General features: G+C 31.2%; 13 protein-coding genes. 6 read left to right on the top strand and 7 right to left on the bottom strand.

The features are described from left to right. Positions 1-7 precede the first annotated feature (7 nt). Together L3J35_10260 and L3J35_10255 are read right to left on the bottom strand one after the other, a co-directional pair. Positions 8-1,996 (bottom strand): sensor histidine kinase, encoded by a 1,989-nt coding sequence (locus tag L3J35_10260; protein ID MCF6366571.1) that lies wholly within the window; start codon positions 1,994-1,996, stop codon positions 8-10. A 9-nt stretch (positions 1,997-2,005) separates the two neighbouring features. Then, a complete protein-coding gene (locus L3J35_10255) occupies positions 2,006-2,659 on the bottom strand; it encodes a response regulator transcription factor (GenBank protein MCF6366570.1) in 654 nt (217 codons plus the stop codon). A gap of 389 nt (positions 2,660-3,048) precedes the next feature. Between L3J35_10255 and L3J35_10250 the strand changes: the two genes are divergently transcribed. Further along, positions 3,049-3,282 carry a helix-turn-helix domain-containing protein gene (locus tag L3J35_10250; protein MCF6366569.1) on the top strand — a complete coding sequence of 78 codons (234 nt, stop codon included), beginning with the start codon at positions 3,049-3,051 and terminating at the stop codon, positions 3,280-3,282. 23 nt (positions 3,283-3,305) lie between these two features. Continuing rightward, positions 3,306-3,707 carry a response regulator gene (locus L3J35_10245; protein ID MCF6366568.1) on the top strand — a complete coding sequence of 134 codons (402 nt, stop codon included), beginning with the start codon at positions 3,306-3,308 and terminating at the stop codon, positions 3,705-3,707. Between the two features lie 5 nt (positions 3,708-3,712). On the opposite strand, the gene L3J35_10240 is transcribed toward L3J35_10245, so the two are convergent. From L3J35_10240 to L3J35_10225, 4 genes are all read right to left on the bottom strand, one after another. Next, positions 3,713-4,159 (bottom strand): gliding motility lipoprotein GldH, encoded by a 447-nt coding sequence (locus L3J35_10240; GenBank protein MCF6366567.1) that lies wholly within the window; start codon positions 4,157-4,159, stop codon positions 3,713-3,715. A gap of 81 nt (positions 4,160-4,240) precedes the next feature. Then, positions 4,241-4,999, bottom strand: coding sequence for a succinate dehydrogenase/fumarate reductase iron-sulfur subunit (locus L3J35_10235; GenBank protein MCF6366566.1), 759 nt, complete (start codon positions 4,997-4,999; stop codon positions 4,241-4,243). 24 nt (positions 5,000-5,023) lie between these two features. After that, positions 5,024-6,979 carry a fumarate reductase/succinate dehydrogenase flavoprotein subunit gene (locus tag L3J35_10230; GenBank protein ID MCF6366565.1) on the bottom strand — a complete coding sequence of 652 codons (1,956 nt, stop codon included), beginning with the start codon at positions 6,977-6,979 and terminating at the stop codon, positions 5,024-5,026. Positions 6,980-7,014: 35 nt separating this feature from the next. After that, a complete protein-coding gene (locus L3J35_10225; GenBank protein ID MCF6366564.1) occupies positions 7,015-7,689 on the bottom strand; it encodes a succinate dehydrogenase cytochrome b subunit in 675 nt (224 codons plus the stop codon). A 121-nt stretch (positions 7,690-7,810) separates the two neighbouring features. Between L3J35_10225 and L3J35_10220 the strand changes: the two genes are divergently transcribed. Continuing rightward, positions 7,811-9,112, top strand: coding sequence for an aminopeptidase P N-terminal domain-containing protein (locus L3J35_10220; protein ID MCF6366563.1), 1,302 nt, complete (start codon positions 7,811-7,813; stop codon positions 9,110-9,112). 37 nt (positions 9,113-9,149) lie between these two features. Here L3J35_10220 and L3J35_10215 read toward each other — a convergent pair whose 3' ends face one another. Continuing rightward, positions 9,150-10,211 (bottom strand): T9SS type A sorting domain-containing protein, encoded by a 1,062-nt coding sequence (locus tag L3J35_10215; GenBank protein ID MCF6366562.1) that lies wholly within the window; start codon positions 10,209-10,211, stop codon positions 9,150-9,152. A gap of 253 nt (positions 10,212-10,464) precedes the next feature. On the opposite strand from L3J35_10215, the gene L3J35_10210 reads away from it, so the two are divergent. From L3J35_10210 to L3J35_10200, 3 genes are all read left to right on the top strand, one after another. Continuing rightward, positions 10,465-12,573 carry a T9SS type A sorting domain-containing protein gene (locus L3J35_10210; GenBank protein ID MCF6366561.1) on the top strand — a complete coding sequence of 703 codons (2,109 nt, stop codon included), beginning with the start codon at positions 10,465-10,467 and terminating at the stop codon, positions 12,571-12,573. 85 nt (positions 12,574-12,658) lie between these two features. Continuing rightward, positions 12,659-14,521 carry a T9SS type A sorting domain-containing protein gene (locus L3J35_10205; protein ID MCF6366560.1) on the top strand — a complete coding sequence of 621 codons (1,863 nt, stop codon included), beginning with the start codon at positions 12,659-12,661 and terminating at the stop codon, positions 14,519-14,521. 63 nt (positions 14,522-14,584) lie between these two features. Further along, the gene (locus L3J35_10200; GenBank protein MCF6366559.1) at positions 14,585-16,189 is read left to right on the top strand and encodes a tetratricopeptide repeat protein; all 1,605 of its coding nucleotides are present in this window, start codon (positions 14,585-14,587) and stop codon (positions 16,187-16,189) included. Positions 16,190-16,297 lie beyond the last annotated feature (108 nt).

Here is a 16,297-nt window from a genome sequence, read left to right as displayed (position 1 = left end):
CTCGTTTTTATCTCGGAATTGATATTTCAATAAAAGTTCCGCCGTCAGGTTCAGATGTAATTGAAATTTTTCCGTTCAACACTTTAACTCTTGAGTGTATATTAATCATACCGATTCCTGAAACTTGTTTTTTCTCAATGTCAAAACCTTTTCCGTTGTCAGAAATTGTCAACAAAATTTCATCTTTGCTTCTTGTCAACTGAATTTCGGCACTTTCAGAATCAGAATGTTCAATAATGTTATTTATTGCTTCCTGAACAATTCTGTATAACTCAAATGAAATTTTGTAATCTACAGTTTCCCAGCCGCTTGCAGGAAACGAGTTGTAAAAAACAGAAATTTCATTATGTGCTGTTATTCTTTTAATCAATCTTCGAATATTTTCATCAAGAGATTGTTTGAACGGTAAAGCCAAGTCATGCGAAATTCTTCTTAACTCATCATTTACGTCAGTAATATTTTTTACTACTTCCGAAACATTGTTTTCTAGATTATTATTTTCAGCCAAATGGTTAATCTTTAATGCAATACCTTTTAAGTTGCTGCCTATTCCGTCATGTAATTCTCGCGATAACCTTTGTTTTTCATCTTCTTGTCCCTTTAGCCTGAATATAGCAGCATTTATTTGTTTCGTTCTCTTTATTCTGAAAAAAATTGACACGAACAAAAGTGTTAAAAAAGCAATAAAAATTAAAGCATAAACCCTATAACTGTACATTTTTAAATCTTTTAATTCTGATTCGCTTTTCAGTTTTAAGTTTTCTTTTTCCTTTTGCTTTGTTTTATAAATTGCTCTGTAAGAAAACGCGATATCCTTGCTTTGTTGTTCTGAAAGTTGATGAGATAATTGATGTGATTTATAAAAATAATAATACGCATTTTTATAATCAAGTTTTTCTTTATAGATATCCGAAATTAATAAATATACCTTGCCGGTTTTATCAAGGTTTTGAGATTTAACAGAGTACAGTATAGATGAGTCTGCATAAGCAGAAGCTTGATTAAATAATTTTTTCTTTAAAAAAAGGCCGGATAAATTATAATATGTAACTGCTCTGTTTGTGTTGTTGTTAATTAATTCGTAATCTTTTATTGCTTTTAAATAATACTTCTTTGCGTTAACAAAATCATTCTTAATTTCATATATCTTGCCGAAATTATTATGAGATAAGCCTCTCAACAATATTTCATCTTCTTTTAACATATTATATGCCGAATCTTGATAAAGTTTTGCTTGCTTATAATTTTTTTCCGCCAAATAGTAGTCGGCTATTATTGTGTAAATCCATGGGATTTCATCTCTCATATTATATTTCTTAAATCCTTGTAAAGCAAAGTTATAGTTGTATAGTGCAAAAACTTTTAAACTGTCGTTATTTATATCGCTTTGTATATATGCTCTGCCGATGAACTTGTAGTTAATATATGTATTTTCAATAAAGCCCAAGTTTTCAAATATTTGATTTGATTTTTGCAACATTGAAATAGCCTGCAGGGAAATACCTGTTTCAGAATATGTTCTGCCTAAAAACCTCAAAAATAAAGCAAGAAAGTAATTATCAAAATCATTTTTGTCTTTAATAACACTCAGATAATCAATTGGCTTTCCTAAATATTCTAAACAACTTTCAAAATCTCCTTGCCTATATTTTGAAATGCCGTAAATACCTTTAATCAAATTATTATATTTTTCATTATTAGTTACTTGCAATAAAGAATCAAGAGATTTTTCGGCATAATTTATTTGATTCAAATTTACTTGTGAAAGAGCTAAAAACAAGGCATTATATTTTTTTAGTTCATTAAAATTATCAAGCCTATTTTTAAAATCAGAGGTATAATCATTAAGTGCTTGAAAATCGTCAACCTTAATCTTTTTTTTGACATTTAATTTATAATCATCTTCAAATGAGATATTATTTTGTCCGAAAGATACAGCACAAGTGAGTAACAATATACACAACAAATAAATAATTATTTTATTCTTTTGTATCATAGTACTACTTTATAATAATCCTATTTTTGTAGCTTTAAACACCAAGTTCTCCTTGTTACTCGCTTCAAATTTCAACTTTAAAGTTTTAATGTGCCGTTCAACCGTTCGTGTACTTTTTCCAATTTTTAACGCAATTTCTTTTTCTTTTAAACCATGCGCAGTATATTTTAAAACTTGTTCTTCATAAGGAGATAAGATAATATTATGCGGTACATTTTTCTTTTCAGCTTTTTTTGAAACCAATAAGCTTTGGAGCTGCTTTTCAAAAAAATTATTCCCGTTCATAACACTCTTAACTGCTTTAATCAAAATATCTTCATCCATTGATTTTAAAACTATTGAGTTTACGCCTATATCAATAAGTTTTTTCAACATTCTTTCATCTTTCAGCATTGTTAACATAATAAGCTTAGTATCAGGATGTGTCCTTTTAATATATGATGCTAAATCAATTCCGTTAAACTCATAAGCTTTTTCAAATTCATTATTCGGAATCATTACATCTGAAATAACTAAATCAAATTTCTCGTTAAGCATACTTAGGGTTGAACTTTTTGTTTCCGCAGTTTTTATTGTTATTGAACTTTTGAAATGACCGGTTAATATAATTTTAGTTCCGTCAACAGTTATAGGGTGATCATCTATTATTAAGACCTTAATCATATTTTATTATTTTTAGCAGTAAATTTAATAATATTTCAATAATATGTCGGACATTCGCCTTCTTTTTTAAAAAAAGTGTTTTTTATATTTAATTTATTTTTCTTCTTTTAACAATAAATAAGACTAACTTTTGAAAGAATTAAAATATAAGATTTAAAATTTATTTGTTGAGCAACAATAAAATAACAAATATAAATTCAAAAATACATATATTTTTCAAACAAATACTTTATATCAAATTTCTCACAACTAACTGTATTTCCCTGTCTTCTAAATAATATAAGGCATACATGCCCTTTTTTTATTCCTTCGAATTACATATATTTGTAATAAAGAAAAGAAGCGACTTATTTCATTTTATTCATAATAGCTCTAACCTAAATATATTCATGAGTTTAAATGATAGCAGCAAAAAAGAATTATTAAAATCTATCGGAGAAAACATCAGAAAGGTTCGAAAATCAAAAAATATGACCCAAGCTGATTTAGCATTCAAGTTAAATGTTGACCCCGGAAAAATCGGCAGAACAGAAAGAGGAGAGTATGACTTTAAAATATCTTCTCTTGCTGTAATTGCACAAGGTCTTGATATAGACCTGCATTTATTGTTAGAGGGCATTTAACTATATTAATCTCTTTAATTTCCATGTTTAAAGACCGGTTTCGAAATAAAACAATATTAATTGTTGAAGACGATGTTTTCAGTTCTAAATTATTGTCTGAATATCTTTCGTTAACCGGAGCAAAAATATTATTTGCAAAAAACGGGTTTGAAGCTGTTAATTATGCAAAAAACAATTCTGATATTGATTTAATTTTAATGGATATTAAATTACCCGGAAAAGGCGGCATAGACGCAACCAAAGAAATAAGATATTTTCGGAAAAATGTTCCTATTATTGCACAAACTGCAACTGCAATGCTATGCGAATTAAAAACTTTTTACTTTTGCGGCATGGATGACTATATTACAAAACCTTACACCCAAGAAGAACTTCTTCAAAAGGTTGACAGACACCTCAGGAAGAAATATCACAGTACTTCTTGATGCTTTCATTTAGTTTGTCTTACAATAAGTCCTATGTCAATTACTAAAACTACGGGATTGCTGTTCATTGTATGACTGATTTCAAATACATATTTCCCTTTTTCTAATAAAGTTTTCTTTGAAATTAGTTTTTCAATATCCCACAGTTGACCGGTAATATCACCGATATACTCATCTTTATCATTTGCAACGGCAATTTCTGCATTTTTATAAAACTCTTCTCCGTTTGGAGATTTTTGTGTTACTTTAATTTTAATTTGTTTAAACGGATAGCCGGTTGAATACCTCATCGCGAAAAATAAATCATAATTTCCGGTTTCTTTTATGTCAACTTCAAATGTTTTTTTATCTGCTCTGTACCATTTCATATCTTTTATTGATTGAAAATCTCGATATGTATCAGAACATGAGAACAAGCACAAAACAACTGCTAAAAAAAATACATTCTTCATTTCTTGTAGTTTTTATGAAATATAAAGATACAAAAAAGCAGTCAAAAAATATGACTGCTTAACTTTTTTAATTATAACCTATCAACTTTTAATATTTGCAATAAGAAATTCTCTGTTTAATCTTGCAATATGTGCCAATGATATTCCTTTCGGACATTCCATTTCGCAAGCACCTGTATTTGAGCAATTTCCGAAACCCATTTCATCCATAACGGCAACCATATTTTTTGCTCTTTTGGATGCTTCTATTTTGCCTTGCGGTAATAATGCTAATTGAGAAACTTTAGCAGAAACAAATAGCATTGCAGACGAATTTTTACAAGTTGCAACACATGCTCCGCAACCTACACATGAAGCCGCATCCATTGCTTCTTCTGCGGCAGCTTTAGCAATGGGTATTGCATTTGCATCAGGAACACCGCCGGTATTAACTGAAATAAAACCGCCGGCTTGCATTATTTTTTCAAATGCAGTTCTGTCAACCATCAAATCTTTGATTACAGGAAAGCCGCCGGATCTCCACGGTTCAATAATTATTGTTTCATTATCTTTAAAGGTTCTCATATGAAGTTGACATGTTGTAATTAAACTGTCCGGTCCGTGAGCTCTTCCGTTAATAAACAGGCTGCACATTCCGCAAATTCCCTCTCTGCAATCGTGATCAAATGCAACCGGTTCTTTATCCTCATTAACCAGTTTCTCATTAAGAACATCTATCATTTCAAGAAATGAACTGTCAACAGATATATTTTCAAGTCGGTACTTTTCAAAACCGCCCTTTGATTTAGCATCTTTTTGACGCCAAACTTTTAAGTTTATATTTATATTTTTTGAAGCCATAATTTTTATTTTTAATTGTCTGATTTATGCAGTTTTATAATTACGCGTTTTTACTTCAATTTCTTCATAATGCAAAGGTTCTTTATGTAATTCAGGATCAACATCGTCCCCCTTGTACTCCCATGCTGCAACATACATAAAATCTTTATCGTTTCTTTTTGCTTCACCGTCTTCGGTGATATGTTCGGAACGGAAATGACCGCCGCTTGATTCATCACGATTTAAAGCATCGCGAGCCATTAATTCTCCTATTTCAAGAAAATCGGCAACTCTGTTTGCTTTTTCAAGTTCAACGTTTAAAGCATTTTTCTCTCCCGGAATTTTTAAATCAGACCAAAATTCTTTTTTAATTTCTTTAATTTTATTGATTGCATCTTTTAAGTCTTTTTCGTTTCTCTCCATTCCTACATTATTCCACATCACTTTTCCGAGTTTTTTATGGAAATAATCAACAGATTTTGTTCCTTTGATATCCATTAATTTGTCAATTAATGTTTCAACATCTTTTTCAGCTTTTTTAAACTCATCATGTTCTGAAGGAACCATTCTTTCTGTTCCGATTTCATAAGCCAAATAATTTTGTATTGTATAGGGAAGAACAAAATAACCGTCAGCTAAACCTTGCATTAATGCTGATGCTCCGAGTCTGTTTGCTCCGTGATCCGAGAAGTTTGCTTCTCCTGCAACAAATAATCCGGGAACAGTTGTTTGAAGTTCATAATCAACCCAAATACCGCCCATTGTATAGTGAATTGCAGGAAATATTTTCATAGGAGTTTTGTACGGATTATCTGCCGTTATTTTTTCATACATTTGGAATAAGTTTCCGTATCTTTCTTCTATAAGGTCTTTTCCTAAGCGTTTTATTGCATATTTGAAATCCAAGAAAACACCTTCTTTTGTTGTATTATTTTCAATCCCGAAACCTTTATCTGTTCGCTCTTTTGCAGCTCTTGCCGCAACATCACGCGGAACTAAGTTTCCGAATGCAGGATAACGTCTTTCCAAAAAGAAATCCCTGTCTTCCTCAGGTAAATTTTCTGCTTTTAATCTTCCTTCTCGAATTGCTTCTGCATCTTCTTTCTTTTTAGGAACCCAAATTCTTCCGTCATTTCTTAAACTTTCACTCATCAATGTTAATTTTGATTGAAAGTCTCCGTGTTGCGGAATTGCAGTAGGATGAATTTGAACAAATGAAGCATTTGCAAAGAATGCACCTTTTTTATATGCTTTCCATACAGCACTTCCGTTTGACCCCATCGCATTTGTTGATAAAAAGAAAGCATTTCCATATCCTCCTGTTGCTAAAACAACAGCATGTCCGAAGTGACTTTCAATCTTTCCTGTTATTAAATTTCTTGTTACAATTCCTCTTGCTTTTCCGTCAACAATAACAATGTCCATAAGTTCGGTTCTGTTGTACATTGTAACATTTCCCAAACCTATTTGGCGACTTAATGCACTGTAAGCACCGAGCAATAATTGTTGTCCGGTTTGCCCTCTTGCATAAAAGGTTCTGGAAACTAATGCCCCTCCGAAAGAACGGTTATCTAACAGACCGCCGTATTCTCTTGCAAAAGGAATTCCTTGTGCTACACCTTGGTCAATAATTGCGTTACTGACCTCTGCCAAACGATATACATTTGCTTCTCTGGCTCTGTAATCACCGCCTTTAATTGTATCGTAAAAAAGTCTGTAAACTGTATCTCCGTCATTCGGATAGTTTTTTGCCGCATTTATTCCGCCTTGTGCTGCAATGCTGTGTGCACGTCTCGGACTGTCCTGATAACAGAAATTTTTAACTTTAAAGCCAAGTTCTGCCAAACTTGCTGCTGCTGCTCCGCCTGCAAGCCCTGTTCCTACGACAATAATATCAAGATTACGTTTATTTGCAGGATTTACTAAATTTTGATGAGCTTTATAATTGCTCCATTTATCTTTGAGTTTTCCTTCCGGAATTTTTGAATTTAATTTTGTCATAATAATGATAATTTAATATTCTGTATTGAATAAAATTATTTTATAAAAAGAAAATATAACGGTATTATTGAAAAACCTACGGCAATTAATACCGAATATAAACTTCCGATAAAACTTAACCGTTTTCTCCAAATATCATTACTCCAACCTATTGTTTGAAAAGCTGACCAAAATGCATGGTTCAGATGTAGTCCTAAAGCAATAAACCCGATAATATAAATGCCGGAATAAATATAACCGTAAGAAGCATCGGTAAATAAATTTGCAACCAGCTGATATGCATTATGAATTCCTTCTGAAGTTACAGCCATTGTTTCTGCCTCAAATTTCATTACATAAAAGTAATTCCAAATATGAATTGTCAAAAAAGCAAAAATAAATAAGCCCAACCAAATCATATTTCTTGAAGACCATTTGCTGCTTTCTTTTTGATTCACTTTGTTATATTTAACAGGTGTTGCTTTCCAGTTTTGGATTTGTATAATCACACTGTATAAAATATGAATAAAAAATCCGAGAGCAAGTACAGGTTGCATAATTTGAATTATCGGATTTGTGTCCATAAAATGTGTAACGGCATTAAAAGGTTCGGAACCTCCGAGCAAAAATAAATTTGCAGTTAAATGTACCAACAGGAACATAATTAAAAACAGTCCTGATAAGCTTAAAATTAGTTTCTTCCCTACGGAAGATTTTATAAAATTGCTCATAGAATAATAATTTATAAATTTAATTTGAATACTTTTGTAAAAACATACAAAAATACAGATGTTTTCATCTTCTGTTTATGTTTCAAAACATTAGTTTTATTATTCATATTCATTCTAAATTATGCGATACTCTCAAATTCCAAATAAGCTTTTTATTAAAAACAGGAAAAAACTTATTGATAAAATTACAGATGAAGGAATTGTAATTATTAATTCGAATGACCAAATGCCTCGAAACGGAGACCAGTTTTTTAAGTACAGACAAAATTCCGATTTTTTTTATTTAACCGGTATTGAACAAGAAAAATCTATTTTAATAATTAATCCTTTCGCAAAAAAGAAAGGAGATAAAGAAGTTCTGTTTATAATTAAAGCAAGTAAGAATCTTGAAATTTGGGAAGGGCATAAATTGACAAAAAAAGAAGCAGGTAAAATTTCAGGAATTAAAAATGTGAGATTCATTTCAGAATTTGAAGATTTCCTTAAAGATTTATTGCTCGGTATAAATGTAATTTTTCTTAATAATAATGAATATTCGAAATTTGACACACCCGTACCGTATAAAGATATTCGTTTTATAAAAGAATTAAAAAGTAAATACCCCTTACATTCATTTAAACGGCTTGCTCCTGTTTTAACCCGACTAAGACTTCAAAAAGAACCCGAAGAAATTGAGTTAATGCAAAAGGCATGTGATATTACTTCAAATGCATTTCTTAAAGTGTTAAAAATGATTAAACCCGGAATCAAAGAATATGAAATTGAGGCAGAAATTACAAAAGAATTTATTAAAAAAGGTGCAAACGGGCATGCTTATGAACCGATAATTGCTTCCGGAAAAAACAATTGTGTTTTACACTATGTTTCAAATGATAAAATTTGTAAAGACGGTGATTTGATTTTAATGGACTTCGGTGCTGAATATGCGAACTATTCGGCTGATACAACCAGAACGGTTCCCGTTAACGGAAAATTCAGCAAACGCCAACAAGAAGTTTATGAGGCTGTGTTACGAGTAATGAGAAAAGCAACAAAACTTATGGTTCAAGGAACAACAATTAACAAACTAAATGAAATTGTAAATAAATATATTGAAGAAGAGTTAGTTAGTCTGAATTTAGCAAACGAAAAAGACATTAAAAATAAAGATAAGAAAGATACCGTAAGAATGAAATATTTCATGCACGGAACTTCTCATTTTATGGGATTAGACGTTCACGATGTCGGCTCAAAAGATACAATTTTTAAACCGGGAATGGTTTTAAGTTGCGAACCCGGAATTTATATTGAAGAAGAAGGTTTCGGAATTCGCTTAGAAAACGACATTTTAATTACGGACAATGAACCGGTTGATTTGCTTGCAAACGAGCCGATTGAACCGAATGAAATTGAAGAATTAATGATGCAAAAAGCGGGCAACTAAAAAGCTGCCTGCGACTAAAGTATATTATTTCTTACCTCTAATGAATCAAAACCTTTTTAGATACAATCCCCTTATTTGTTAACAGCCTTATAAAGTAAATTCCGGTTTTTACTGCTCTGTTAAAACTGACAATATTTGTTGAAACCTCTTTTTGTTGATAAACTTCTTGTCCGAGAACATTAAAAACATTCATCTGTAAAATTTCAATACCGTGTTTTAAATTTATTCTGAAGCCGTCTTCTAATCCGACAACAGTAATTTCATTATTTAAAAGTTCGTTAATTCCCGAAAAGGCATACTGTTCTCCTCCCGTAAAATCACCAAATTTATTAATATTTGCAGTTATTTGACTGTTTGACACTTGATTTAACAATAACCAGTCGGTTGTGTAAAGTGCTCCGAAAATTTCGGCTTCATTACCTGCAACATCTCCCGGCACATAATCTAAAGTAATGTCAAAATCGGGGTTTGTAATTCCGGTTGCCGAAACTTGCCAATATCTGTTCAAATAATTTACGGTACTGTTGTTTTGAGAATGTTTTTCATTAAAAACCGAAACTCTTATATCCGCATCGGTATAATTACCGCTTAACATATCAACTTCAGCAGGACTATAATCCGGTGTTCCGAAAATATCTCCGACAGGAAACAAATAAGTCCCGTTTCCGGAAACATTTCTTATAAAAACTCCGGAAGCATCACTTACAACCATACAATTATCGGAATAGTTCCCTGAAATTACGGCACTATTCCCTACGGTTAAGTTATTTGACTGTAAGTTAATTATTCCGTTTTGCATATTAAGTTCAGAGGAAACAAAAACATCATTTTCTAACAGCAAACCACTGTTATCAATATACATATTAGAAATATTTAAAGGAACTGTTCCCGAAATAATTTGCTCTCCCGAACCTATAAATTCTATATTACCGTTTAAACTTGTGTTTTGTGAATCGTTAATAAAATCAGTTCCGTCCGAAAGAGTCAATGTAACAGACCCCTGAACACTAAATGAAACACCGTCTGAAACCGACAAAACCTGACTTTCAGAAGAAATTCCGGCAATTAATATAAGTACAATTATTATATATTTTTTCATACATCTGAAATTTCAGTTAATAAAGACTACACACTCTACAAAGATACAAAATAAAATTGCAACTTCAAAAAGGTTTTATATTATTCATTTTTGATAATGTTTTATTTAACCGCTACCGACAAAATCCTGACTATCCGAATAATACAAACCCTTACATGTGTAAATTTCGAAATTTACACAACAAAATATTGCTTTTAACCGTACAAGCAATTATCTTTACTTTTCAAATTTTAACAAAATAAATCATTTAATTATGAAAAAACTTTCTTTACTTTTTTTTGCAAGTTTATTTGTTGTAGTTGCAAATTCGCAAATTACGATAACAGATAATAATGTTTATATTTTAGGAGACAATATCACATATCAAAAATTATTTGACGTTGATCAAACTTTTGATGTAGGATCGGCAGGAGAAAATATTACTTGGGATTTCTCAGCACTTACAGAAGACGGGACAACAGAAACTTATGAGTATATTGACCCTGCGGGTTTACCACATGCAACAGAAATGCCGAGTGTAGATTTAGCAGAACGTCTAAATAGTCAAACAAACGGATACTTTTATTTTGATAATAACGGCGGAACAGAATGGAATCGTTCAGGTTGGTATGTTTATGATACTAATAATAGTATTGATATGTGGTTAATATATAAAGAAGTTGACAATTGGATACCACAATCTTTTAGCCAATATCCATATCCTTTTACTTACCTGGATAACATGACTTTATCTTACTTTGCTTCCGGTAATGCAACTGAAGGTAGCGGTGTTGACAGCCTGAGTGTTGACAACGGAAATTATCACTTTGAATGCGATGGTTACGGAAAATTATTTTTACCTCATAAAGTTTATGCTAATGCTCTAAGGGTACATTTAACTGAGAGTTTTTCTATAAAAACTTATGCTTTCGGAATGCTCTTTGACGAAACAATTATTAATGAAAGTTCGTATTTTTGGTTTGTTGAAGGTGTTAAAGGTCCTGTTATGACTTTCATACATAATACAACAAATTCTGATCAATCTTATAACGCAAAATGGTACAGAGAAAACCTTACCCAAATTACAACAGATTTTACCGTAAATTCACAAACCGGCAATACCGATGATATTTTTCAATATACAAATTTATCCGAGCCGTTAAATCAAGGGTCAACTTTTTTATGGGAATTTTCGCCTAATACAGTAACATTTGAAGGCGGAACTGATGCTACATCCGCACACCCGCAGGTTAGCTTTAATACTCCCGGCTTATATACGGTAACTTTAACAACTAATAATAATAATTTTGCACCTAATTCAGCATCTGCAACAAAAACAGATTATATGGACATTTCTGCTGCTCCTCAATTAGTTGCTGATTTTACTGCTGATAATACAAATCCAAACTTAAGCGGAGCAGTAAACTTCACAAATTCAACTGTTCCCGATGCCTCCGGCGGAACAACATACACTTGGGCTGTTTCTCCCGGAGTTAACGGCACTCATTGGGGCTTTACAAACTTTACAAGCAATACGGACGAAGATCCTCAAATAACTTTTTATCAGGCAGGTTGTTATTCAATACAAATGATTGCAACTAATAATAGTTTCAGTAACAGTCCGGTTACGGTTACAAAAATAAATTATATTAATGCCGGCGGTGGTTGCGGAAATGCATATACTGTTACATTTACCGTTACAGACGGAACAAATCCTATAAACGGAGCACAGGTAACAGTTTCGGGCTATTCTCCCGTAACAACAAATTCAAGCGGTGTTGCAACTATTGATTTATACGACGGAAATTATAGTTTTGATGTTACGGCAACAGGTTATGCCGATTATTCAAGTTCATTCAACGTCAGCGGAGCAAACCTGCCTGTTGATGTTACAATGACAGAGCTTTCTGCTTATACTGTTACATTTACGGTTACTGAAGGAAGTAACCCCGTCAGCAGTGCTGAAATTACCGTAACGGGAGAATCTCCGATAACCACAAATGCAAGCGGTATTGCAACTATTAATTTATATGACGGAAACTATAATTATAATATTACGGCAACAGGATATTCTGATTATGCCGGATCTTTTACGGTTGCAGGGGCAAACTTACCGGTTAATGTTGCAATGACCGTAGGAATTGAGAATTTAACTGAAAATAACATCAAACTATACCCCAACCCCACAACAGGGATTTTAAATGTTAATTCTGACGAACCTTTGTTAATAACAATATTTGATATTTCAGGGAAACAAATATATGCGTCAAAACAGCCAAATAGATTATTTGAAATTGATTTGTCAAACAACAGTAAAGGTTTATACTTTATTAATATTATTAAAAATAACAAAGTTTTAACGGAAAAAATTATTTTGAAATAAATATTAATAACTGTTAATAATTAAATAAATAAACCCCGGCAGAGATTTAAAATCCTGTCGGAGGTTTTGTTTTATAAAGCAAACTATGAAGCATAAAATTAGTTTATTACTGATAATTCAATTATTCTTTTTTAATAATGTTCGGTCTCAAAAGAATATTAATAATATTGTTGATAAAAAGATTTATATTTCTCAAAAAACAATTGATAATATTTTAAATAATAAGGAATTAATTTATGCGAAGCAAACAAATTCAATTAAAGGAAATTCAACACAATTAACCAATGATAATATTGCCGACATAGAACTTCATTCAGCAATAAATCCTGTTGATACAAGTAATATTATAATTTCTTGGATGAACCTTGATGCAGGTAATTCTTCAATGCCTTTAATTTTCAAACTTTTCTATACAATTGATTTCGGAGAAACATGGAATGAAGCAAATATTGATTTTATTCCGCGAAACATTCAGGCTAATGAAGCATTAAGCGGAGGCGGAGATCCTTTTATTGTTTTTGATAACCTCGGCAACATTTATATATCGTGGATATACACAATTGTAAGAGTAATTTCGGCAGATGAAATATATGTTGATGTTTATTTAACATATGCAAAGTCAACCGATAAAGGAGCAACATGGATAAGACCCGAAAACGGAGATGACTTTATTTCAAGCGGTGTTTTAAACTATGAACTTACAGGGGGAATTACAGGAATTAACACCGGAAACTTTCCGGATAAACAGTGGATGGCAATAAACCCGATAACAAACGACCTTTATTGTTCACTTGCAGAATTTAACACAACAGATAATTACAATACAGGCATTGAGACTTGGGGTATCAGAAAAAAAACCTCCGGTGCAACTTTATTTGAAGATAAAGTTTTAGTTCCGCCTGCCGGAACTGTTTGGGCACAACTCGGGGCATTAGCAATTGATAAAACAGGAAACACCCATGCTGTTTATCCTTATTATCCGGCTTTTCCCGAACCGCCTCTTGAAAAACTGATGCACTCTGTTTCTGTTGATAACGGTATAACATATTCAACACCTCATTTTATTTCTGACATTGATGTTACGCGTTTTCAAGGTGTAGGACAAGACAACCCAACAAGTACCGGAATGTATGACAGGCTATATCCGAGTTCATATATTGCAATAGATACATCAAGCACAAGCCCTTATGAAAATAGAATTTATGTATGTTGGAACTCAAATGATGCAAATTACATAAAAAAAGTTGATGTCCTTTTATCTTATTCCGATGATAACGGCACTACATGGTCAACACCCGAAATTGTAAATACTGATTTGCCGAGAGATTACGGATTTCATCATCGACCTACAATATATGTGAATCCTGACGGAATTCTTGTTATGGGCTGGCATGATAACAGGGGTTATGAAATTCCGGATGTTTATATGAATGATTATTATTATGCTTTATCTTATGACGGAGGTAATACTTTTGAGGAATATAAAGTTTCCCACGATGCATTTAATTATAACGACGGCAACTTTGAATCTTCAGTAGGAATAGGAGAATATTTTCAGATAATTGCAACAAAAAACAATGTAATTGCTTTTTATCCTTATTTTGACGGAGAAGATACCGAAATTTATTTCAATATTTTACCTTTCGGAGAAGCAACCGAGATTAACGAACTTTCTCCTGTAACAGATAAGATTTCAATAAAAAATATTTTTCCCAACCCGGTAAGGAATGAATTAAACTTTCTTATTCAGGCAAAAAACACTTCAAACATTACTTATTCGATTTACTCAGTTGAAGGACGGCTTATTAATCGGTTCACTGATATAAAAATATATACCGGCAAAAACAGAATACACGTTAATATCAACAATATACCTGCCGGCACTTATTTTTTACTTATTGATACCGAATACGGAAAATTTATAAAGAAATTTATAAAAAGTAAGTAGTTTTTATGTTTTCTTGCAGTTTTTTCATAATTTTAAAGTTCAGTTTATTTTTCCGACTTTTTTATGAAAAAAGCTACAGTCATATTATTTACAGTTATTTATACGTTTTCCTACTCACAAGAAAACAATAATATTGACAGTTTAAAGCAATCATTAATAAACAAAAATGATACTGCTTATATAAATACATTGATAAAAATTGCCGAAGCATATACATCTTTTCAAAATGATTCTGCAAAAAAATATTCGCAAAGTGCATTAAAATATTCAAAAAAGATAAAGAACAACTTTTTTACGGCAAAGTCCCTTTATTCTCTCGGATATATATACTATTTTAAAGAAAATTTCTCGGAAGCAATAACGTTACTGGACTCATCTTTAAATATTTTTGAAGAAATTAATGACACTTTAGAAATTGTAAAAACAACAGAGAAGTTAGGAATGATATATTTCAAACAATCTAACTACCCAAAAGCTCATGAATGCTTTACAAAAGAGCTTATGTTGGCTGAAAAAATAGGATATGTTGAAGCACAAGCAACAAGTGCAAACAATATTGCCATAATTTATTCCAATGAAAAAGAATATGAAAATGCGTTGGAATATTATCAAAATGCTCTGCATTTGTATGAAAAAACAGGAAATAAAACAGGAATAGCAATACTTCAAAATAATATAGGCGACATTTATAAAAAACAAAAAAAGTTTGAAGATGCTTTTAATCACTATTTTAAATCTTTAAATAATTTTGAAGAGCTTAAATATGAATCGGGAACAGCTTATTGTAAAAGTAATATAGGAGAAACTTATTTATTGACGGGCAACACAAAAGAAGCTTCATTATATTTGTTTGCCGCGGAAAAAATATTTATAAAATCCGGTGATAATTTCGGCTTAGCTGAGGTTTATAATAATCTTGGAGAAATATTTGAAAAAATGTCTGATTACGATAAATCAATAATTTATTTCTTTAAAAGTATAAAACATGCAAAAAAAGTCGGTTCTTTAGACCATATACAAGATGATTTTCTTAAAATTTCAGAATTATATGAAAAAAGAGGAATTCATAAAAATGCACTTCTTTATTATAAAAAATATACTGAACTAAAAGACAGTATTTACAACACAGAAAATACAAGAATGATTAATCAGTTGAAAATTAATTATGAAACTGAAAAAAAAGATAAGAAAATAAGGTTGAATAAGGTAAGAATATCAAAACAAAGAAATCTTCTTTACATTCTAAGCGGAGGATTTTTTATAATCTTTTTATTTTTAATTATTATTTTTATTCAAAAACAAAAACAAAACCAGGCATATAAAGTCTTGGTACACAAAAACTTAGCTTTAATGGAGACCGAGCAAAAGTTAACCGATACAATGTTTGAACATGAAGCAATAATTGATAATATTTCTAAAACAAATGAAACCGAACAAAAATTAAAATCTGAAAGTTCTTTAATTACAATTGAACAAAGACACACGCTTTCAACAGGACTGTTAAAATTAATGGAAGAAGATAAAATATTTCTTAACAATGATATTACCGTAAATAAAATTGCAGAAAAACTAAGCACAAATAAACTATACATTTCAAACATAATAAATCTCACATACAAGCAAAATTTCAATACATTTATCAATGTCGTTTCAATGTCGTTTAGTTAAGGATTAATCATAACTGTGTAAAAATAAGAAAAATATAATAAAAAGTTCTTTGAAATTTTGCTTTTTAAAAATAGTATTTATTTTTACGGTATATATAGGGGGTAAGTG

The organism is Bacteroidales bacterium (assembly GCA_021648725.1).
GTDB lineage: Bacteria > Bacteroidota > Bacteroidia > Bacteroidales > JAADGE01 > JAADGE01.
This window is presented reverse-complemented; position numbering and strand designations above follow the sequence as displayed.

Coding starts and splice junctions, on each gene's coding strand:
- L3J35_10260 (MCF6366571.1), bottom strand. CDS start 1,996: ATGATACAAAAGAATAAAATAATTATTTATTTGTTGTGTATATTGTTA.
- L3J35_10255 (MCF6366570.1), bottom strand. CDS start 2,659: ATGATTAAGGTCTTAATAATAGATGATCACCCTATAACTGTTGACGGA.
- L3J35_10250 (MCF6366569.1), top strand. CDS start 3,049: ATGAGTTTAAATGATAGCAGCAAAAAAGAATTATTAAAATCTATCGGA.
- L3J35_10245 (MCF6366568.1), top strand. CDS start 3,306: ATGTTTAAAGACCGGTTTCGAAATAAAACAATATTAATTGTTGAAGAC.
- L3J35_10240 (MCF6366567.1), bottom strand. CDS start 4,159: ATGAAGAATGTATTTTTTTTAGCAGTTGTTTTGTGCTTGTTCTCATGT.
- L3J35_10235 (MCF6366566.1), bottom strand. CDS start 4,999: ATGGCTTCAAAAAATATAAATATAAACTTAAAAGTTTGGCGTCAAAAA.
- L3J35_10230 (MCF6366565.1), bottom strand. CDS start 6,979: ATGACAAAATTAAATTCAAAAATTCCGGAAGGAAAACTCAAAGATAAA.
- L3J35_10225 (MCF6366564.1), bottom strand. CDS start 7,689: ATGAGCAATTTTATAAAATCTTCCGTAGGGAAGAAACTAATTTTAAGC.
- L3J35_10220 (MCF6366563.1), top strand. CDS start 7,811: ATGCGATACTCTCAAATTCCAAATAAGCTTTTTATTAAAAACAGGAAA.
- L3J35_10215 (MCF6366562.1), bottom strand. CDS start 10,211: ATGAAAAAATATATAATAATTGTACTTATATTAATTGCCGGAATTTCT.
- L3J35_10210 (MCF6366561.1), top strand. CDS start 10,465: ATGAAAAAACTTTCTTTACTTTTTTTTGCAAGTTTATTTGTTGTAGTT.
- L3J35_10205 (MCF6366560.1), top strand. CDS start 12,659: ATGAAGCATAAAATTAGTTTATTACTGATAATTCAATTATTCTTTTTT.
- L3J35_10200 (MCF6366559.1), top strand. CDS start 14,585: ATGAAAAAAGCTACAGTCATATTATTTACAGTTATTTATACGTTTTCC.